This window comes from Streptomyces sp. NPDC050759, from assembly GCF_044456945.1.
GTDB lineage: Bacteria > Actinomycetota > Actinomycetes > Streptomycetales > Streptomycetaceae > Streptomyces.
On sequence record NZ_JBITGI010000002.1, the window covers coordinates 12,166 to 30,489 of the forward strand.

The window sequence follows — 18,324 nt, forward strand, 5'->3', positions numbered from 1 at the left end:
TGTGTGGCCGGCGCCTCAGTCTCCGCCAGTACCGGAGGTGTCGTCCCTGAGCCACCGGCAGCGTCGAAACCCACGTACAAGCCAGCGCCGCGAAGGACCACGAGGACGTGTTCGCGCACATCGACCGGTACGGCGAGGTGTCGGCGAGGCGCCTGTTCACCGGCCGGTTCGTTGACCAGGTGACGCGGCTGTCCGGCCTCGGGCACCTGAACCTCGGCTACACCGTCAATTTCAAGTACGGCGCGACGGGCATCATGGGTTTCCTGATGGTCGTCGGCATGAGAGCAAAGAACACCGCGATGATGAGTGTCGGAGTCTTGGTCATCGTGTTGCTCGTAGTTTGGTAGCCGCCGTGACCGAAGCGGAGCGCTGGCGTGAGCGGCGGAGGGTCAGACGCTGGTCTCCGCCCGCACGGCGTCCTCGCCGACGGGCACGGCCTGGTCGTCGGCAGCACCCCAGAGCGCGCGAGCGAGGAAGTACAGGGCGACCATGCCGGCGTAGATGAACGCGCCCCAGCCGAAGATCAGCACGAAGACGTTTGCGTCGCCGCGCGTGAAGCTGTAGGCGACGCCCTGCATGGTCGTGAACAGCCACGGGAACCACGCGGAGCGGACGAAGCCAGGGTCGGCGTACCAGCCGCCGTCCCGGCGCCATGCCATCAGCGGGACCGACGCGAAGCCGACGCTGGCCAGGCAGTACATGAAGGCATAGAAGTCGTTGGCGATGAACTGGTGGCCGTTGATGATCCCGAGGTAGGCAACCCCGGGCAGAAAGAGCGCTGCCGTCACCCCGTAGCCCAGCACCTCATCGCGGTCTCGAATTTTCGCCACGCTCTCCCCCGCTACCGACGTCTCACCCGGCACCGTACCGGCCGCGCCCAGCCGAATCCGCCGATCAGCCTTGTCTCTTACGCTCTCTGACGGCCTTTCCGGCGAAGGCCGTGGTGCGTCCGCTGATCTGCCGGACCCCGTGTGCGAGCGCGAGGACCAGGCCGTGGCCGCCCTCCCCGTCGACGGGCTGCGCCTAGAGATCGTCTTCAAAGGTGATCAGGTGATGAGAGATCATGCTGGTCAGGTCATGCTGGTGGATGTGACGGAGGAGCATCTCGGCCTGTGAGCTGAGGAGTTGGTGTCGCTGACGGAGCGGTTGGGGGACCAAGTGGCAGCACCCTCTGTTGGCCGTTCGTCGTCTCCTGTCGCAGCTGTCCGGCCTTCTCCGCCCGCTGGCCTCAACTGCGGGTTCACGATCACCCGCCCCCTGGCTCCCGCTCTGTCTCGGGCGCGGCCTCCGGACGATACAACGGCGTGGCACAGCACGGAGACGGGGCTCCGGCCCTCCTCCGAGGAAGCCGGAACCCCGCCGTCGGACGGGCGTCAGCACAAGGGCAGGCCCGGGATGGGCTCGTAGTTGTTGCCGCCCGAGACCTTGTTGGCCGGGAACCAGCCCCAGCCTCCGTCGGCGTAGGCCTCATCGCCTTGAGTGAAGAGCCACCAGTTGTTGCGGGCGCTGCCGACCGGCTCGTTCTCGCCCGCCTTCAACTGGCAGACGAACCAGTTGTCACCGGCGTACAGGTAGCCGGTGACCCGGGTGCCCTGGCCGACGGTATTCCCCTGGTAGTTGTGGCAGTAGCGGGCGCTGTACGTCTGGCCGCCGGGTCCGGTCTTCTGGCCCGCGTTCCCCCAGCAGCCGCTCGCCGCCGACGCGCTCGCCGGCGTCAGGGCGACCGCGCCGGCCGCCAGCACCGCCGCGGCGCCGAGTGAGGCAAGGATGCGCTTCATTGTGTGTCCTTCCGGTCCTGCCACCCCCGTTGGTGGACACGACCAGCGTCGCAGTAGCCACTGGGACCAACCATGCTTTCGAGGCTGGTCGAAACAAAAGACAACGAAGCACTCGATGTGCTAGAGATCGCCTTTGAAGGTGGCCAGGTGATGAGGGATCATGCTTCGGCGAGGGCGTGATCACCCGCTTCGTGCCAGGCAGGCCGCGGCCGCAAAGGCCGTGCCGAAGCCGCGGCCGCGCGTCCGGACCATCGAGGGGCCGGACGCGCCTTCGGCCCCGGTCGTGCTGGCCGCTCCCCGTCCGGCGCCCGCCGCACCTGAGCCGGAGACCGCTGATGGCGCTTCCTGAATTCGGCCACCCCGTGACTGCTGCCGCCTCAGCCTGGCTCGGCTTGGTTCCCCACCCATGGCGGGATGCGGGCCTGTGTCATGGCGGTGCCCGGGATCTTCCCCTGGTCCGCTGGTTGGTCTGTCACGCAGCCGCCTACTTGTTGACCTCGTAGTAGAGGTGAGTGACACCGGAGCTCTCGACGACGCGGGGGGGGGTGCCGAGTGTGACGGGCGTTTTGGTGAGGCCTTCAATGAAGCGGGAGCCACCGCCCAGGAGTACGGGGACCAGGTCGACGTGGATTTCGTCGAGCAGCCCGGCGTCCAGGGCCTGGCGGGCAAGGTCGCCCGCGGCGACGCCGACGACGCGCTCCCCGGCGCAGTCCTTGGCCTGCCGCACGGCGCTGTCCAGTCCGTCGGTGACGAACGTGAACGGGGCCTCCGGATGAGCCCAGTCGGTGGGGGGCCGATGGGTGACGACGAAGACCGGTACGCCGAAGGGGTGGCTGCCGCCCCAGCCGTGAGTGAGGTCGAACAGGCGTCGGCCGACCACCAATGCTCCGAAGACCCGCATCTGTTGACGCAGATGATCCGCGCTCGCCTCGGACAGCCGGAAGCTCCAGCGTGGGTCGGCGGATGGGACCTCGATGTCGCCATTGTGGTGCCAGGCGAAGAGGTGCTCGAACCCCGTCTCGGCCGGGCCGGCGATGAACCCGTCGAGGGACACCGACGCTGAGGTGACGACCTTGCCCATGGGAATCTCTCCGTCTCTCGCATCTGCCAGTGATGAACAGACCCCTGGACGGAGAAGAACTCATCGGCCGGCGACAAGCCGGGCGGACTCCCCGCAAGCGCGCAGCGGGGTCGCGGCCATGGTGTTCGCATCCTCAAGGCAGACACAACCAGCGTACTGATCGACGGGCCGCCCCGACTCATCGACCGATCCACGCTCGCCGCATTTTCCCAGTCCCTCCAGGAACGGACCATCTGAGGCGAGGAGTACCGGTGGCCGATTCCACGAATCGCCATCACCGCCGACGTCGACGGCGACCAGGAGCTGGTCCTCGAGGACCTGACCCGCGAGCAGGTCCTGGACTGGCGCACCCGCACTGCGAAAGACCACGAGATCGTGTTCGCGCACATCGACCGGTACGGCGAGGTGTCGGCGAGGCGCCTGTTCACCGGCCGGTTCGTCGACCAAGTGACGCGCCTGTCCGGCCTCGGGCACCTGAACCTCGGTACATCCCCTGGGGGCAGGCGTGAGGGGCCAGCTACTCGCGCCGGCGAGGTCCTCGGGTGTGGGCTGGTACCCGCCGCTCCCGTGAGCCTCACACAGCGTTTCACCTGGTAGAGGCGTTGCGAGGCGCCCCTTTCAGCTGTGAGACACAGGACCGGCGCAGCTGCCTGCCGCCGTCCACAACCCTCTCCAAATGAAATTCGATCGGGTTAAATGCGGGGATAAACGCTGGAAGTGTTCGGGGTGGAGGTAGACAGATATGGCATCCGAGGAAGAGCTGTTCGCGAACATTGACGCGTTGCTGGAGGAGAAGCCTCAGCTCCCGCCCCCCGACGGAGCGTGCCCGGCTGCGTGAAGCCGCCGGCATCACCCAGCCCGCCTCGCGACCGCGCTCAAGACGACGACGCAGACGGTGAAGAATTACGAGAACGGCCGCTCGGAGCCGAAGTCGCCGTGCCTGGAGGCGTACAGCGGCTCCTGAAGGGCTGGGCGGCGAAGTACCCGGCCCACGGACTTGCGCCCGCTTCTGCTCCCGCGCTCCGGCCGGAGCCGGTTCCGGAGACGTTCACCAGGCCGGCCGTGTCCGAGGCGTCCGAGTCGGTCCGGGTCCAGGCGCCTGCCGTCGCAGCCGCGCCGGAGCGTCCGACCGCGCGCCCGGCGACGTCGTCGCGGCGTCCGGCGGCGAAGAAGGCCGTCAAGCCCGCCGTCGACTCGCGGTTCCCGCATGGTCCGCTCGCGGTGCTGGACGGTGACGGCTCCGCGTACGGCGTCGACGGCATCGTGCTCGACTGCCCGGCGACCACCATCCCGGAGCTGGTGGAGTGGACGCTGCGCGAAGCCGGCCTCGGTGCCGCGAAGCTCAACCGGTACGACAAGGACTCCGACCCGCTGACCGTGCTCACCGCCGCGGCCGCCGTAAAGCTCGGACTGCCCGAGCGCCTGGAGGGCCACGAGCAGCGCCGCTCCCTGCGGCTCGCGGAGGATCACCCGGTGGTCAAGCAGGTGGCGAAGGCGAAATGGCGGCTCACGCAGCGCGGGTTCGGCCCATGGCCGCGGATCTACCGCAAGGCCCAGGGCCGCGAGCGGCAGTACGTGCAGCTCGCGATCCTGTCCTGGGACGCCCTCGACGAGCGGTCCTGGCCCGGCGTGAGCGAGATGGAGCCGGCCGACATTGCCCGCGTCCTCGGTGTCTACGCCCAGCGGGTCATCACCCCGCGAGGCTCCACCGCCGTGTCCGGGCTGGAGCTGATGACGGCGCTGCGCCCGCCCACGAAGCCGGAACGCGACGAAAAGACCGGCAACTGGGTCTCCGCCCACAACCCGGGCTCGCTGGGTACGGAACCGATGGACCCGGCCCCGCCGGAGGCCACCCCCGAACACCCCGTCGTCGTGAACTCCGACTGGACCGGCGGCTTCCTCAACGAAGAGGCGTACCAGTGGGTGCGGTCGGTGGACCTGCTCACCGATGAGGAGTGCGTGCTGCCCTTCGCCGTCTGGCCTGGACCTCAACACCGCGTTCCTCGCCGCCGCGGCCCGCCTGGTCGTCGGCCTCTCCGCACCCGATCACTTCCACGCCCCGACGTTCAACCCGAAGATCCCCGGCTCCTGGCTGGTCGACCTCTCCCACATCGAGCTGGACCCGCGCCTGCCCTCCCCGTTCACGCCGGACGGCGCCCGCCCGACCGGGCGGGCCTGGTATCAGACGCACACCGTCGCCTACGCCCAAGAGCTCGGCTACAACGTCCACCCGATCGAGGCGTACCTGCGCCGCGAGACCGGCGCCTACCTGGACCCGTGGCACGACCGCCTCAAGACCGCCTACGTCGACACCCTCGCCGACCTCGGCGTCACCAAGGACCACTCCGACACCGAATTCCTGGCGGCGATGGAGCACCACAAGCAGGTCGACCCGGCCCTGTCCGCCGTTCTGTCCGCCATCAAGGCCACGGTCAAGGGCGGCGTGGGCAAGCTGCGTGAGCGTCCGCAGGGCAAGTGCTACAAGGAGGGCGAGCGGTGGCCGGCCCTGGAGCGCCCGACCTGGCGCCCCGACATCCGCGCCGCCGTCATCAGTAAGGCGCGGGTGAACATGCATCGCAAGCTGAACAACATGGTCAAGATGACGGGCCTGTACCCGCTCGCCGTGCTCTCTGACTGCGTCGTCTACCCGAGCCCCGGTGACAGCCCGCTCTACTTCCTACGGTACGCAGCGTCCGGCAAGCCGCAGCCGGGCGGGTTCCGTCTCGGGCCCACCCCGGGCCTGGCGAAGCTGGAGGGCGTCCAGTCGATGCTGTGGGCGGTCGACCTGATGGAGAAGGGCCTCGACCCGGCCCACCACATCAAGGGCGGCGACGCCGTCCTCGACGAAGGAGAGGAGGCCGTGGCCGGAGAGACCGACGACGCGATCGAGCGGGCCGACCGGGAGTCCTTCACCCGCCAGCCGCCGAAGACGCTGAAGGGGCAGATCGGCTACCTGATCCGGCAGTTGGGCAGCGCCAAGGCCGTCGCGCAGGAGATCGTGGTCACCGCCGACTCCGTCAACCGCTACCGGCGCGGCGCCCGCAAACACGCCCGCCCCGACATCGCCGCGAAGATCGACGACGCGGTACGGCAGCGATGGCAGCCGCAAGTCCGCAAGCGCCGGCAACAGCAGGCCGCCACCACCGGCGGGATCACAGTGGAGACCAGGGCCCGGTTCGGCTACACCGCGCCCATCGGCACGACCGACGACGGACGGTTCCGGCGCCTCACCGTGCACCTCCCTCCGGCCTACGCACAGCACCTGTTCGACGCCCGCAACACGAGATCACGGCGAAGCAGGCCGGGCAGGAACTCCCACAGGTGCTCGGCACAGTGACGGCGCAGGACGACCGTGACAACGGGAGCACGGACCGCTGGGACCTGGTGCTGACCGGCTGCCCGGTCGAACCGGTCCCCGACCACGACAGCCTGTGGAGGATCGCGCCGTGGCATCTGACCGAGGGATCGGGGCTGCGCACCCTGGACTACAGCCTGCTGCCGCCGCGGCAGCGCATCCACTGGGTCTCCCGCGCCAGGGGGATCCAGCTCCCCGCTCCAAACGGCGCGTAGCGTCGTAACACCCGCTGACCAGCCATGGTCGCAGTCCTGGACGGGGTCGGCGGCAGCGTGGTCGGCACCGTGCCGGTCTACTCGATGGTGTGGTCGGGGTCGGGAAGCGCCGGCGGGAAGTGCCGCTCCCGGATCTCCACCCATTGGTGCAGGCCGACGAAGCCGGTGGTGCCGGCCTACGCCTGGAGCAGTACTGACGGTTCTTCCGTAGCCGGTACCACACCGCCGCAGCCTCGAGACAGCGGGCCCGACAAGGGCACAGAGCTCAGGGACTGCCCGACTGGGTGACGCCCTGTGCGAGTTGGCCGACGACATCGAAGACGGTCTGGCCGAACGCGGTAGGGGCGATCAGTACGCCGAAAACCAACACGATCACGACGGTCAGCTTCTCGTCGTTCCGGCTCCGGGCCTCCGTACGCCTCCGCAGCCGCACGACGATGATGACCGCCAGCAGAACCGCAACATTGATCGACAGAACCACCGGCCCGCCCTCCCCGTCACACGCACGTCCCAGCCCACAAGTAGCTCGAACCGCTCCATGCGGTGGGCTGATTACTGATCGTTGGCGGCAAAACGCTTCTGCCCGGCCGGATTTCCGGCCTTGACCGGCCCGCACAGCCGCGTTCCACCCCACAGGCGGCGCGGTGCGGGCCGCGTGACCTTGAGCGGGAGGAGAGGCGCCTTGGCCGCCGCGAGGGTAGAGGCGGGCGGGGTACGGCAGCCGATTCTGGCAGGAAAAGCGCCCCCAGCAGGGTCCTGGGGGCGCTAGCTTCTCGTTCTCATCACCTCGGGAGGGCGAATGTCGGACGCAGCGTTAGTCACGTTGCTCGGTGTTCTGGTGACGCTGATTCTCACCTCTGGCTCCATCTTCTATCTGGCGAGACAGACGAAAGCTGTGGTGGAACAGGCGAGGGCAGCCCACGAGCAGGTGGAGTCCAATGGCAGGGCGGCCGCTGTCTCGGCCAATGACACGGTGCTGGGTGCACTCCGCGAGTTACACCTGCTGATGATCGAGCGACCTGCGCTCCGACCCTACTTCTATGGCAGCCGACCGTGCCCGGAGGACGATCCGCTGTGTCCGGTGGTGCTTACGGTAGGCGAACTGCTGGCGGACATCATGAACCAGGGAATCGTCACCCACAGAGCCAACCCCGAGAGCACCAGCGCCGAACCGTGGAACGACTACTGCCGAACCACCTTGGCATCCAGCCCTGTCCTACGTGAGCTGATTGCCGTCCACCCTAAGTGGTGGCCTGACCTCCCAGCCCTCTGCCCAGCGCAGGCCTGACGCGCACGGCCAGCCCGACCAGGCACGCAGCCGCGAGACCGGGTCCTGGCGCGGTGAAGTCTGGCCCCACGCGCCGAGGCAGCGCCGCCCCTCATCGTTCACCCGATTCCGGCATCACCGGCTCCGGGACTCCCCCACGCAGCGCCTGCGCAGCCTTCTCGCAGGCAAGGGCGACGTGTTCACGGAACGTGTAGATCCTCGGGTCGACCGCGGCCCTCCGCAAGGCAGCGAGCGCTTCGATCCATTCCACGGCGTCTTCGGGCAGGGTGTAGGGCTGCCCGTTGAGCCCTTGTGCCGCGCGGGGTGCCAGCGGGATCCGGTCCGGATCCTGGAGTACAACGGTGCGCACCACGGTCTCGGTGCGCTGCACGACTTCGCGGACCGGCTCACGGCACTGGCCTCCATCGCTCACCGGTCGCTCTGCGCGGTCCTGCGCGGTGCGCAACTCCCAGGCCCGGCGGCGATGGACAGGGCTGCAGTAGCGCGGCGGCCTGCCCCGACTGGCTTTATTCACGAGTAGTGACGTCAGTTGTTCACGGGTTTGGGTGGCACCCAGATCCACGGTCGGGTGATGTTCACGAGTTTTGACAGCACTGGGGTACTTGCCAGGGCAGCATCGGGGTGCTCCTGGTGAAAGGTCCTGGTCATGCCGCAGATGTCCAAGGTCGAGCTGTACGCGGCGATCCGGCGTGACCACCGTGCTGGCATGAAGATGCGCGAGCTTGAGCGCAAATACAACGTCTCGTGGAGGACGGTCAAGAAGGCCGTGGACTCCGTCTGGCCGGAGCCCCGGAAGAAACTGCCGCCGCGGCCGACTGCGCTGGATCCGTACAAGCCGGTGATCGACGAGATGCTGCGGACGGACCTCGACGCACCGCGCAAACAGCGGCATACGATCACGCGGATCTTCCACCGGCTCATCGAGGAGCACGGCGCCGATGTGTCCTACCAGATGGTCCGACGCTACGTCTCCAATTGCCTTCCGCTCGCACTTCAACATCGAGAGCTTCTACTGCCGTCCCGGCATCGAAGGCGCCCACGAGAAGGGCGGCGTCGAAGGAATGATCGGCTACTTCCGCCGCAACCACTTCACCCCGGTCCCGGAAGTCGACTCCCTCGCAGAGCTGAACGAGATGGTCGACCAGTGGGACCTGCACGACGGGCACCGCCGGATCGGTTCGCGGCCGCGGACCGTCGACGAGTACTTCGCCATCGAGCAGCCGCTGCTGATGCCGCTTCCGCAGGAACCGTTCGAGACCGGCCGGCTGTTCACGCCCCGCGTCGACCGCTACAGCCAGATCACCGTCCGCACCAACCGCTACTCGGTCCCGACCCGCCTCATCGGCAAGCGGGTGCGAGTCGTCCTGCACGCTTCTCACCTGGTGGTTTACGACAGGAACGTTGAGGTGGCCCGCCACGAGAGGCTGATCGCGAAGGGCAGCTGCCGCCTGGACCTGGACCACTACCTCGAAGCCCTCATCCGCAAGCCCGGCGCCTTCCCCGGTGCCACGGCCCTGGAACAGGCCCGGTCAGCGGGCAAGTTCACCCCGGTCCACGACGCCTGGTGGGCCCAGGCCCGCAAGGTTCACGGCGAGCGGGACGGCACTCGGGCGTTGATCGAGGTCCTGCTGCTGAACCGCCACCTCGCCCACGAGCACGTGGTCGCTGGCCTGGCCACCGCGCTGCGGGCCGGCGCCCTGACCGCCGACGCGGTCGCCCTGGAGGCTCGCAAGGCCGCCCAGACAGAGGACGAGCCAGCTATCGGTGCATCCATCCCGGCGGTTCCTGGGCAGACGCCGGCCACTGTCACGTCACTGCACGAGTGGCGGCTCGCGCACCTCCCGCCGGACACCAGGCCGCTGCCGTCGGTGACCCCCTACGACCAACTGCTCCGACGCCGCCGCACCAGCGGCAGCGACCACCATGAGGAAGAAGCCCAGTGACCCTGCCCCGCCAGCGAGGCTTGACCGAGCAGGCCGCCGACGCCGCGATCGACACCGCCTGCCGCCTGCTGCGGCTGCCCTCCATCCGCAACGAGTTCAACGACATCGCCGACAGGGCCGTCAAGGACCAGATGACCTACCGTGGCTTCCTCGCCGAACTGCTGATGACCGAATGCGACGACCGGGCACGCCGCCGCTCGGAACGACGCATCAAAGCAGCCGGTTTCCCACGGGAGAAGTCACTTCGGGCCTTCGACTTCGACGCCAACCCGAACATCGACGCGGCCACCGTCCACACCCTCGCCAGCTGCGAGTGGATCAAGAAGAGCCAGCCGCTCTGCCTGATCGGGGACTCCGGAACCGGCAAGTCCCACATGCTCATCGCCCTGGGCACGGAGGCGGCCATGAAGGGCTACCGAGTCCGCTACACGCTGGCCACGAAGCTGGTCAACGAGCTGGTCGAGGCCGCCGACGAGAAGCAGCTCAACAAGACGATCGCCCGCTACGGCCGCGTCGATCTCCTCTGCATCGACGAACTCGGCTACATGGAACTCGACCGCCACGGCGCCGAGCTCCTGTTCCAGGTGCTGACCGAGCGGGAGGAGAAGAACAGCGTCGCCATCGCCTCCAACGAGTCCTTCGGCGGCTGGACCAAGACCTTCACCGATCCCCGCCTCTGCGCGGCAATCGTCGACCGTCTCACCTTCAACGGCACGATCATCGAGACCGGCACCGACTCCTACCGCCTCGCCAGCACCCGGGCCCGAGCCGAAGAGCATGTTGCCAGCTGAAGATCTTCCCTCCCGGCCTCTGGACACGTCCCCGAGGCCGGGAGGCCCAAGGTCACAGGGCGATCAGTCCTGCCGCCGTCTCTCTGAAGCCGCAGGCATCGAAGTAGAACGATCGCAAGTGCTCTTCGAAGTCGACATGCAACCACTCACACCCCGCAGCGCGGCATCCCTCAGCAGCTGCCTTGACCAGCGCGACTCCCACCCCGTTCGAACGATTGCGCTGAGCTACGACCGTGTCCAGGACGAACGCATGGACGCCGCCGTCCCAGGCGACGTTAACGAAGCCGACCAACCGATCATCTTCCCAGGCGCAGACCCAGCCAAGGCTGTGACCTTGAAGCCTTGCACGCCAGTCCGTCTGCCCGACCGGATGATCGAACCCTTCGGCATGCAGCTTGTTGAGAGCTGAGTTGTCGACGTCGCCCCGCCACTCATACGTGATCGTCATGATCCGAACCTAGTGACCACCAGAGCCGGACTACAGAGCGGGCCGACACACTCACTCTCGGCTGCCGTCAAAACTGCTGAACAAAGAACGCGCCGAAGATCGGGAAGCGCTGCCCAAACTCATCGACAAGTGCTGTCGCAACAAACGAACGAAGCCACCCGACCGCTGTAGGCGACCGGCTCGCCACACCACGTGCAGGCGCGTTCCACCGACTGCTCGTGTGCAGTCGACGTCTCGCGGAGGGATGACCCTCCGGGGGCTTGAGGTCCTTCAGTGAGGCCGAGGCGACTGTGCGCGAAGGGCCGAAGGGGACCACTCGAACGCTCTCAATGTCCGGGTCCCGTCGTCCGACCGGGCGGTCAGTTGATCGCCTTCACAGTCTCGGAGCGGACCTGGAGCGTGGTCCTGGCAGCCGACTTCAGGTCGAGATCGGCGTTCGCGGCACCGAAGGTCATCTCGGCCACCAACGCCAAGGTGTTGCCGTCCGCCCAGGCGCAGACCGGGTAGGTGATCGTCAGGGTGGGCCGCTTCCGGATGAGCACCTCGCAGCTGATTTTGACGGCCGACCCCGTCGGGGTGACGTCCCTCGGTGGTACGGCCACCCTCACGCCGTCGGCCTCGCCGTCGCGCTTCAGTGCGTTGGCGCGGGTCTCGTCCGCGTTCTTGAACCGGCCGTAGAAGCCCGTGATCAGTAGCGCGCCCTTGGTCGGGTCGCCGCCCAGGCTGTACCGCCCAACGACGCCGTGGGTGACCTTGGCGTCCCAGATACCGGTCGAATCCTTCTCGAGCCTCCGGCCCAGGGTGTCGGAGAGGTCCTTGGTGAGCTCGTAACGCCCGTCAAGCAGTGTCCTGGGCAGGACCAGGGCGAACTCCGCCTCGGGAAAGCCACTTTCGGCCTTCGCTCCGATCGTCATGAACGTCAGCAGGATCGCCAGGACGACCCCGAACACCCCGCCAGCGATCCCGATCACCAGGCCGACCCGACTCTTCTTCGGGGGCGGCAGGATCACGGGCGGCACGCCCCAGGCGTAGGGCGGCTGGGGCGGCGGAGGCATGGACACGCCAGCACAGTACTGCACGGGGGTGAGCGTCAGTGATGGTCCTCTGACCTGCGGGCTCAGGTTCGACGAGAGGAACTCAAGCTTCACTGCGACGGGACACCGAGGAGGCACCGCAATGCGCTGACCTGCCGTGGTCGGGGGTGTCCACCACCGTGGTCGGGCCCATGGTCTGGGTTCTAACGATCGTTGCAACACCTCGGCTCAGAAGTGGCGATGGACGTCGAATGTCGTGAGAAGCGAAGGCCCCAGGGCAACAGGCCGTTGGTGCAGGAACGGGAGACTTACTTCCTACTTGTGGATCAAGGAATGAGCTTTGTCGAGGCTGCCAGAGTCGTCGGCATCAGCACCCGCACCGGCGAACGTTGGGGCAACGGACGAGGTGCCTCGGGCCGGAGCAAGGCCGCGATGGCTTCCACTTCCGCAGAGGCGGATGCGCATCACGCTCGCAATCAGCGCATGACGAACACCAGCAGAGCCGGGACACCCATGACGAGAACGGGTATCAACACGGGAAGGAGCCGGATGATCAAGGGCTGCCGTATCGGCATGCGGGAGGAGTCTGGCGACCCAGCGGTGCCGGCGGCAGCTCGCTCGCTACGACGCCCCATCAGGCGGTGGGTCCGGTCCAGCGTGGTCGCCTGCGGGTCAAGGCTTTGCTGGCTGGGTGCGGGGAGTGGGACGACATGAAGAGCGATCGGCTCCCCCTTCACATCCCTCGCGACCTGAAACGAGACATACTCGCCGACGTCAAGAGATGGATAGCCCCTCGTCTGAATCTCCGACCCGTAGACCCGCACGTCCTGGGCTCCCACATAGACGTCGTGGGCGGTGTAGCCCGCCACCGTGAGGAAGCCGTAGCCCTTCTCGCTGTTGAACCACCTCACCCAGCCTTCAGCCATGCCGTCCCCTAGGCTTCCATGTTGTTGGCCACCACTCACCGTCGTACGGAGCTGATGAACGGTCGCAAGGCAGCAGCAGGTCACCCCAGACTTGCGAGCCGTGACCCCGCGGCTGTGCCCCTACCCGCTCCACGCGAAGTCGAGACCGAGCGTCTCGGGCACCGCTCACAGGCCCTCTGTCCGGTTCCACTGACCCTTCACCAGCGGCTGCCAGCATCTCCAACGAGTACAGCGCACGCCCTGGCACGGCGACTTCGCCCTCGTCAGCCAGGACACCACGCAGGCATTCAGCGCCAGTATCCGCATCTGGTCGGGCTGCGATCCCTACGGCCCGTTCGGATACTGGGTCGATCATGACCAGGTGTACTCACCCCCCGAGGCCGGCCCCTACGGCACCTACGGCGAAGAGGGCCAGGCCTTCACCTACACCATGTCCACCCCGCGCTCGCCTCCGGCGACACCTGGACCCTGTCGTACAACGTCAACAGCTTCGACAGCCGGGTGAGCGGGGCCGGGGCGCACTACCGCGATCCCAGCATCTACAAGCCGCGGTTCGTCCCGTTCCGGCTGGTCGAGTCCGGCGCACTACGGTCGAGTTCGGCCTTCACGATGCAGGACCCTCGGACACGACCGCCACCGCCACCAGTGAAAGCGTCGGCTCGCGTCTGTTCGCAGGGGATCCCTTCCCCTCCCTGGGATGCTCCTTCTGCATGGGGGTTCCACGCTGAAATCCTCGATGGCACCGACACCCCCACGGGTGCCGGTGCCATCATGGGGATCCATGACGCCGAGGCCCATCAACAGCTCATGGGGCCGCCTTGAGAGGTGGCTCGCCGTAAACGCCCCGCGAACCTTTGCCTCGCTGCCTCCGGCTGCGGATCAAGGAGCGATCGACGCCGCGCAAGCCCTTCTGGGCCCGCGTCTTCCTGCTGAACTGGTCGAATCCCTTCTCCGTCACGACGGCAGCGGGTACTTCGACGTCCTGGGCTCTTTCCAGCTCATGAGTACGCGGGAGATCGTGTCAACATGGCAGCTGGCAACCCGGCTCGAAGAGGAGACACAGCGCGAAGGCCGGGCCGCCCACTTCATTCTGCGTGACGGCTACGCCCTCTGGCACCCAAACGATCTCCCCTTCGCCAGCAACGCCGGCGGTAGCCACTGGGTACTCGATACCAAGCCCCACGACGCAACCCGCAGAATCGCACGGCACGATGAGCTCGGCGCCACGACCTACCCCCCACATGAAATGTGGGAATCCCTGAGCCACCTGTTCGATTCCGTTGCCACCGCACTGGAGACCTGCACGCCACTGGAACGACGCCTGCCGACAATAACTGGCGGACGCTTGACATGGCGGATCACCCATTGATCCTTCAAGCACACCCGAGACGCCTGGGACGGCAAGGGCATCGCGACGCCCGTCGATCGGCGGTCCCGTCGTCGCGCCACAGGCCGAAGTAACCGCTGGGATCGTCGGCTAGCTACCGCGTGCATCGGGTGCGCGCAGTTGATCCCTGCCTAACGACCTCGTGCATGGTTGGCGGTGGCACGTCGAGGTGGGTGCTGTGGTCGGTTTTCACGCTCGAAGGCCGTGGCCGAGGGTGGCGGTCTGCTGGTGTGAGAGCAGTGCGGCGACGGCTTGGACGATGTCACTCATGTGCTCACGGCGGCCAAGGTGCCGGGCTAGAGCCCTCCAGTTCTTGAGGTGTGCGATGCCGTGCTCGACGCGGATGCGCCGAGAGGAGTGCGCCTTGTGCTGCTGCTCGTGCCGCTCCTCGTACCAGGCGGGAGAGTTCTTCTTGAACTTGCGATGTGGTGGTGTCAGCACGCGTCCGCCGGACTGCGCGCCCATGCCCTGATAGCCGGCGGCCGCGAGGATCTCGAGGAAAGGGCTGTCCACCAGGAGCTCGACCAGGTCGAGCTGTCGGGCCTGGGTGATGTCCGCGCAACTGCCCGGTCGGACCGGGCTGCAGAACAGCACTCGGCCTTCGGTGTCCGTGAGGACCATGGCCTTCACGGCGTTCTGCTTGGTCTTTCCGGAGACGAACCTGTCCCGGTCCTTGCGGCCGGCGGCCGGGCGCCGCACGCGGATCTCCGTGCCGTCAATGATCCCGGTCCGACCGTCGGTGCCCAGGTGTTCGATGACCTCGGCGAGAGAGCCCAGGCGGATGCCCGGCGCGACGGTGCAGCCCCGCTGCGCGAGCAGGGGCCGCACCTCGCCGATGGCACGGGTGATGGTGGAGCGGTCCACGCCGAACCAGCAGGCCAGCACGTCATGCGTGGTGCCATGGCGCGGACTCACCAGCGTGGCCAGCAGTCCGTCGACGAAGACGAACTTGTGCTTCGCCCGGCTCCCACCGCCCGCCTCCGCGGCCGAGCCGCCAGTCGGCCCTGATGCTGCTCGTGCCACAACGGCCCCACCTCAGCGATGAGTTCAGCGATCACATCCGGCGACAGGCCAGTGACCCGGTACTCCGCCACGATCAACTCACGCGCCCCAGCCCCCATCATGCCCAGTTCAACGAGCTACCCGTGGCCTTCTCCGTCGGCTGACGGTGGTGCTTGAGCTTGGTGCGGGCGTCTGCTCGTTCCTCCGCGGCGATCTCTTTCCAGAACGGGTGACCGACGATCAGAGCAGCGAGCTCGAGTTCCCGCGTGCGTAGCGTGCCGATGCGAAGCTGATCCGCAGGATCCGAGCCCGGGGAATCAGAGCGGGAAGATGGACGCCATTGGTTCTCGTGGGTCGTCCACGCGGCCAACGGCTCGACGGACCAGGGCTGCTTCTTAAGAAGGATCTTCAGCTCGCCTCGTACCTACTCAAGCACTTGTGGCCGGCGGCTGGGTCTCGGTGGCCGGTCATGGGCGCCAGCAGCAGCGGCAGTTGCATGCTGAGCGGGAGTTCCGGCGCGAAGATGCGCGATGGGAGGCGTACGGCGCGCTCATCGCGAGCACCAAGCTGTTGTCGAAAGGACCTTGGACAATGGTATGGGTCGATTCCAACCATTGCTCTGCGGCGGCTGGGCGTGAGCGACGGCTGGCCAGCCAGATGCTTCCCCTTGCATGAGTTTCGTTGAAATTATCGTGAGTACTTAGAGGTCGTTAAGTCCGTTTCTGATAGCGGCCTGGTCCGGGTTGGGTGAGGAAACCTTGGCGAGTGAGGCGTCCGAGGCGGCTTCGGGTGACGTTCAGGGTCGGGTCGTCGGTGGGCATGCGGAGGAGTTCGTGCAGTTCACGGACCCTGAATGCCTGATCGGAGTGCTGGTTGAAGGCGTTCACGATGGCTTGGTAGGCAGTGGTCGACTCGGGCGGATCAGCTTCGCCTCCGTCGCCGGTCGGCGCGAGTTCGGCGATGACCTTCCGGGTGGTGGCCAGGTCCGCAAGGCGCGCTTCGGTCTCGGTAAGCGCGCCGGTCAAGTCCTCTATCTGGTGCCGGAGTTCACCGGCTCGGGCAACGGCTTCGTAGTGGCGTCCCTGGAGATCCGCCAGGAAGTCGGTGATGTTCACACAGCCGCCCGAAGGGTGTCGCGCCAAGACGGGGCGGGTGTGGTGAGGCGGCGGGACATGTTCGCGGTGGAGGCCCAGTAGACGCGCGAGGCGGAGGTGTCGGGCCGGTGGTCGTACTCGAGGGCCAGGCGCCGGTCCAGCATCAACGTGCCGTTGACCTGCTCGACCACCCACCGCTTCGGCTGCCGGACAAAACCCCTACCTCGATCGTCCGGATTGCGGCGGACGACCTCGACAGTGATGTCCAGCAGGGCTCCGTGGATGATGACTTCGTCCTTGAAGCCTTGGTCCACCAGGGCCTTCTCCAAGCGCATCCCGCACCGCTCGGCCACCTGGTCGAGGAGGACGGTGCCGGCGGCGTTGTCGTGTGCGGAGGCTGCCAGGACGACGACGCCGATGACCAGCCCCAGCACGTCGACGGCCAGTCCCCGCTTGCGCCCCGGTGTTCTCTTGTTGGCGTCCAGTCCCGTCGTGCTCTTCGGGACACCCGCGGCGGCGCGCACGGACTGGGTATCGATGACCACGAGGGACGGGTCCTCTAATCGGCCGGCCTTCTCCCTCACCTGACAACGTAGGAGTTCCTGAATCCGCTGGTCGAGCCCGTCCTGCCGCTACAGGGTGAAGTAGTAGAACACCGCCGACCAGGCGGGCAGGTCATGGGGCAGATAGCGCCACTGACAGCCTGTCCGGTTCTGGTAGAAGAGCGAGTTCACGACCTCCTGGAGATCACAGGCCCCAGCCGTTCCCGTCGCTGACCGGCTCACCCGGTCCTGCTTCCAGGCTGTAATCATCGGCTCGATCAACGCCCACTGCTCGTCCGACAAGTCGCTCGGATACGGTCTTCGCTCCATGCCCGCATCCCAGCATGTACATGACGAGACATCGGCAAGCTCGGCGATCAGTCACACGATCGAGTGATCACGACTCGAAAGAGAAGGGACTCAACGCCCCCTTCATAATAGGTGGTGGGCCGCATCCAACAGCCCTCGGGTGATGGCGTCGGTAGCACCCTGGGCGAGGGCGTCACGGATGCGGACGCCGAGCTGGTGCATCCGGCCAAGTTTTGGTGCGGAGCTGGCCGACTCATTCGCAAGTTGCTCGGCGTCATTGATGAGCTGACTGCGCTGTTCTTCCGAGAGGCCGACGGTGTGAGCAGCATCCAAGACCCGTTGAGCGAAGTCGGCAAACTCCGCAGGCGACGCGCCGTGGTTAATTTGTTGGGTATTGATTTGGGTGATGTGTTGGGTGGTGTCATTGCCGACTTGAACGTTGCTGTTATTGACCGTGCCGATGCTGAAACCAGGCTGGTTGGCCATGAACTCCCTCACACTCACGTCGTCTTCCACTGCGAGACCACATTCGATGCCCGCGCCCTCCAGGCGGAGCGCCTGGACGCGACCGTCGCGGCGGTCAAGCACGGCCAGCCCTCTAACGCCGAGATACTCCGCTGCCAGCAAGGCTTCCTCCCGTGGCAGCCGGTCCCGGTACAGGGACATAGCGTCTGAGGCGAGGAAATCCTCCATCCTGAGTCGATACTGCGGGGTGTCCGTGGCGGCTTTCACCAGCGCGCTGGTGAGATAGTCGAACCGCACCCGGCGGGTGCGGCGGGCACGCAGGAGTTCCTCCACCACCGTCACGCCGGTGATCGTCAGCCGCACGGTGCTGGGTCGACGTGTCTGCAGTAATTCAACGGTCCCCTGCTGTTGGGCGTATGCCAGGACAACTTGCAGCCGGACGTCAGTGAGCTGCTGTTCTTGGGCGAACTGCTCTGGACTCTCGTCGCGCAGGGTGCCTTCGCCGACTTTCTCCGATAGCCACAGCACTAGCAGTGCGGCAAGTGCTGGCAGGCTCGACTGATCCATATGCCGCGGGGCAAACAGCTCACGCACCGGTGGCGCCACCGGTGCGGACACCAACCGCTCATCTGATGCAAGCTGGTGGCTGCGCCGGCTCCAATAGCC

General features: G+C 66.9%; 19 protein-coding genes and 3 pseudogenes. 9 read left to right on the top strand and 13 right to left on the bottom strand.

Annotation, left to right across the window (positions count from 1 at the left end; all coding sequences use genetic code 11):
- The first annotated feature begins 107 nt into the window (after positions 1-107).
- On the top strand, positions 108-347 hold the full coding sequence (locus ACIBJB_RS05765; protein ID WP_398926897.1) for a hypothetical protein: 240 nt from the start codon (positions 108-110) through the stop codon (positions 345-347).
- Between the two features lie 42 nt (positions 348-389).
- Here the strand turns inward: ACIBJB_RS05765 and ACIBJB_RS05770 are convergent, their stop codons facing one another.
- Positions 390-830, bottom strand: a complete 441-nt coding sequence (locus ACIBJB_RS05770; protein ID WP_398926899.1) for a hypothetical protein — start codon at positions 828-830, stop codon at positions 390-392.
- Between the two features lie 163 nt (positions 831-993).
- Here ACIBJB_RS05770 and ACIBJB_RS05775 point away from each other — a divergent pair, with 163 nt between their 5' ends.
- Complete coding sequence (locus ACIBJB_RS05775; RefSeq protein WP_398926901.1) at positions 994-1,116, top strand: hypothetical protein; 123 nt, start codon at positions 994-996, stop codon at positions 1,114-1,116.
- Between the two features lie 257 nt (positions 1,117-1,373).
- On the opposite strand, the gene ACIBJB_RS05780 is transcribed toward ACIBJB_RS05775, so the two are convergent.
- The 3 genes from ACIBJB_RS05780 to ACIBJB_RS05790 form a co-directional block, all read right to left on the bottom strand.
- Positions 1,374-1,778 carry a hypothetical protein gene (locus tag ACIBJB_RS05780; RefSeq protein ID WP_398926902.1) on the bottom strand — a complete coding sequence of 135 codons (405 nt, stop codon included), beginning with the start codon at positions 1,776-1,778 and terminating at the stop codon, positions 1,374-1,376.
- Positions 1,779-2,262: 484 nt separating this feature from the next.
- Positions 2,263-2,859, bottom strand: coding sequence for a dihydrofolate reductase family protein (locus ACIBJB_RS05785; protein ID WP_398926904.1), 597 nt, complete (start codon positions 2,857-2,859; stop codon positions 2,263-2,265).
- A 60-nt stretch (positions 2,860-2,919) separates the two neighbouring features.
- Positions 2,920-3,333 carry a hypothetical protein gene (locus ACIBJB_RS05790; protein ID WP_398926906.1) on the bottom strand — a complete coding sequence of 138 codons (414 nt, stop codon included), beginning with the start codon at positions 3,331-3,333 and terminating at the stop codon, positions 2,920-2,922.
- 268 nt (positions 3,334-3,601) lie between these two features.
- Between ACIBJB_RS05790 and tap the strand changes: the two are divergent.
- The 3 genes and pseudogenes from tap to ACIBJB_RS05805 form a co-directional block, all read left to right on the top strand.
- Positions 3,602-5,713, top strand: a pseudogene (gene tap / locus ACIBJB_RS05795) (telomere-associated protein Tap); the annotation flags it as partial.
- Between the two features lie 6 nt (positions 5,714-5,719).
- Positions 5,720-6,196, top strand: coding sequence for a telomere-protecting terminal protein Tpg (gene tpg, locus ACIBJB_RS05800; RefSeq protein WP_398928377.1), 477 nt, complete (start codon positions 5,720-5,722; stop codon positions 6,194-6,196).
- Complete coding sequence (locus ACIBJB_RS05805; RefSeq protein ID WP_398926908.1) at positions 6,181-6,429, top strand: hypothetical protein; 249 nt, start codon at positions 6,181-6,183, stop codon at positions 6,427-6,429. The genes tpg and ACIBJB_RS05805 overlap by 16 nt, the downstream gene beginning before the upstream one ends.
- A 265-nt stretch (positions 6,430-6,694) precedes the next feature.
- Here the strand turns inward: ACIBJB_RS05805 and ACIBJB_RS05810 are convergent, their stop codons facing one another.
- Complete coding sequence (locus ACIBJB_RS05810; RefSeq protein WP_069757814.1) at positions 6,695-6,910, bottom strand: hypothetical protein; 216 nt, start codon at positions 6,908-6,910, stop codon at positions 6,695-6,697.
- Positions 6,911-7,228: 318 nt separating this feature from the next.
- Between ACIBJB_RS05810 and ACIBJB_RS05815 the strand changes: the two genes are divergently transcribed.
- Positions 7,229-7,717 (top strand): hypothetical protein, encoded by a 489-nt coding sequence (locus ACIBJB_RS05815; RefSeq protein WP_398926910.1) that lies wholly within the window; start codon positions 7,229-7,231, stop codon positions 7,715-7,717.
- A 91-nt stretch (positions 7,718-7,808) separates the two neighbouring features.
- Here ACIBJB_RS05815 and ACIBJB_RS05820 read toward each other — a convergent pair whose 3' ends face one another.
- Positions 7,809-8,279 (bottom strand): hypothetical protein, encoded by a 471-nt coding sequence (locus ACIBJB_RS05820; RefSeq protein ID WP_398926912.1) that lies wholly within the window; start codon positions 8,277-8,279, stop codon positions 7,809-7,811.
- 93 nt (positions 8,280-8,372) lie between these two features.
- Between ACIBJB_RS05820 and ACIBJB_RS05825 the strand changes: the two are divergent.
- Both ACIBJB_RS05825 and istB read left to right on the top strand, forming a co-directional pair.
- Positions 8,373-9,660: pseudogene (locus ACIBJB_RS05825) on the top strand (Mu transposase domain-containing protein).
- A complete protein-coding gene (gene istB, locus ACIBJB_RS05830) occupies positions 9,657-10,451 on the top strand; it encodes an IS21-like element helper ATPase IstB (RefSeq protein WP_398926914.1) in 795 nt (264 codons plus the stop codon). Before ACIBJB_RS05825 ends, istB begins: the two are co-directional and overlap by 4 nt.
- Positions 10,452-10,503: 52 nt before the next feature.
- On the opposite strand, the gene ACIBJB_RS05835 is transcribed toward istB, so the two are convergent.
- From ACIBJB_RS05835 to ACIBJB_RS05845, 3 genes are all read right to left on the bottom strand, one after another.
- Positions 10,504-10,899, bottom strand: coding sequence for a GNAT family N-acetyltransferase (locus ACIBJB_RS05835; RefSeq protein WP_398926916.1), 396 nt, complete (start codon positions 10,897-10,899; stop codon positions 10,504-10,506).
- Positions 10,900-11,258: 359 nt separating this feature from the next.
- On the bottom strand, positions 11,259-11,954 hold the full coding sequence (locus tag ACIBJB_RS05840) for a hypothetical protein (protein ID WP_398928379.1): 696 nt from the start codon (positions 11,952-11,954) through the stop codon (positions 11,259-11,261).
- A 455-nt stretch (positions 11,955-12,409) separates the two neighbouring features.
- The gene (locus ACIBJB_RS05845) at positions 12,410-12,859 is read right to left on the bottom strand and encodes a cold-shock protein (protein ID WP_398926918.1); all 450 of its coding nucleotides are present in this window, start codon (positions 12,857-12,859) and stop codon (positions 12,410-12,412) included.
- Positions 12,860-13,640: 781 nt separating this feature from the next.
- Between ACIBJB_RS05845 and ACIBJB_RS05850 the strand changes: the two genes are divergently transcribed.
- Complete coding sequence (locus ACIBJB_RS05850) at positions 13,641-14,228, top strand: SMI1/KNR4 family protein (protein ID WP_398926920.1); 588 nt, start codon at positions 13,641-13,643, stop codon at positions 14,226-14,228.
- 207 nt (positions 14,229-14,435) lie between these two features.
- Here the strand turns inward: ACIBJB_RS05850 and ACIBJB_RS05855 are convergent, their stop codons facing one another.
- From ACIBJB_RS05855 to ACIBJB_RS05870, 4 genes and pseudogenes are all read right to left on the bottom strand, one after another.
- Positions 14,436-15,269 (bottom strand): transposase family protein, encoded by an 834-nt coding sequence (locus tag ACIBJB_RS05855; RefSeq protein WP_398926923.1) that lies wholly within the window; start codon positions 15,267-15,269, stop codon positions 14,436-14,438.
- A gap of 689 nt (positions 15,270-15,958) precedes the next feature.
- Positions 15,959-16,363, bottom strand: coding sequence for a hypothetical protein (locus ACIBJB_RS05860; protein ID WP_398926925.1), 405 nt, complete (start codon positions 16,361-16,363; stop codon positions 15,959-15,961).
- Positions 16,360-17,214, bottom strand: a pseudogene (locus tag ACIBJB_RS05865) (IS5 family transposase). Before ACIBJB_RS05865 ends, ACIBJB_RS05860 begins: the two are co-directional and overlap by 4 nt.
- Positions 17,215-17,316: 102 nt before the next feature.
- Positions 17,317-18,276, bottom strand: coding sequence for a hypothetical protein (locus ACIBJB_RS05870; protein WP_398926927.1), 960 nt, complete (start codon positions 18,274-18,276; stop codon positions 17,317-17,319).
- Positions 18,277-18,324: the final 48 nt, after the last annotated feature.

What these genes read in the sequence shown, in the direction of transcription:
- ACIBJB_RS05840 (WP_398928379.1), bottom strand. Translation starts at nt 11,954, where the DNA reads ATGCCTCCGCCGCCCCAGCCGCCCTACGCCTGGGGCGTGCCGCCCGTG.
- ACIBJB_RS05785 (WP_398926904.1), bottom strand. Translation starts at nt 2,859, where the DNA reads ATGGGCAAGGTCGTCACCTCAGCGTCGGTGTCCCTCGACGGGTTCATC.
- ACIBJB_RS05850 (WP_398926920.1), top strand. Translation starts at nt 13,641, where the DNA reads ATGACGCCGAGGCCCATCAACAGCTCATGGGGCCGCCTTGAGAGGTGG.
- ACIBJB_RS05815 (WP_398926910.1), top strand. Translation starts at nt 7,229, where the DNA reads ATGTCGGACGCAGCGTTAGTCACGTTGCTCGGTGTTCTGGTGACGCTG.
- ACIBJB_RS05845 (WP_398926918.1), bottom strand. Translation starts at nt 12,859, where the DNA reads ATGGCTGAAGGCTGGGTGAGGTGGTTCAACAGCGAGAAGGGCTACGGC.
- ACIBJB_RS05780 (WP_398926902.1), bottom strand. Translation starts at nt 1,778, where the DNA reads ATGAAGCGCATCCTTGCCTCACTCGGCGCCGCGGCGGTGCTGGCGGCC.
- ACIBJB_RS05835 (WP_398926916.1), bottom strand. Translation starts at nt 10,899, where the DNA reads ATGACGATCACGTATGAGTGGCGGGGCGACGTCGACAACTCAGCTCTC.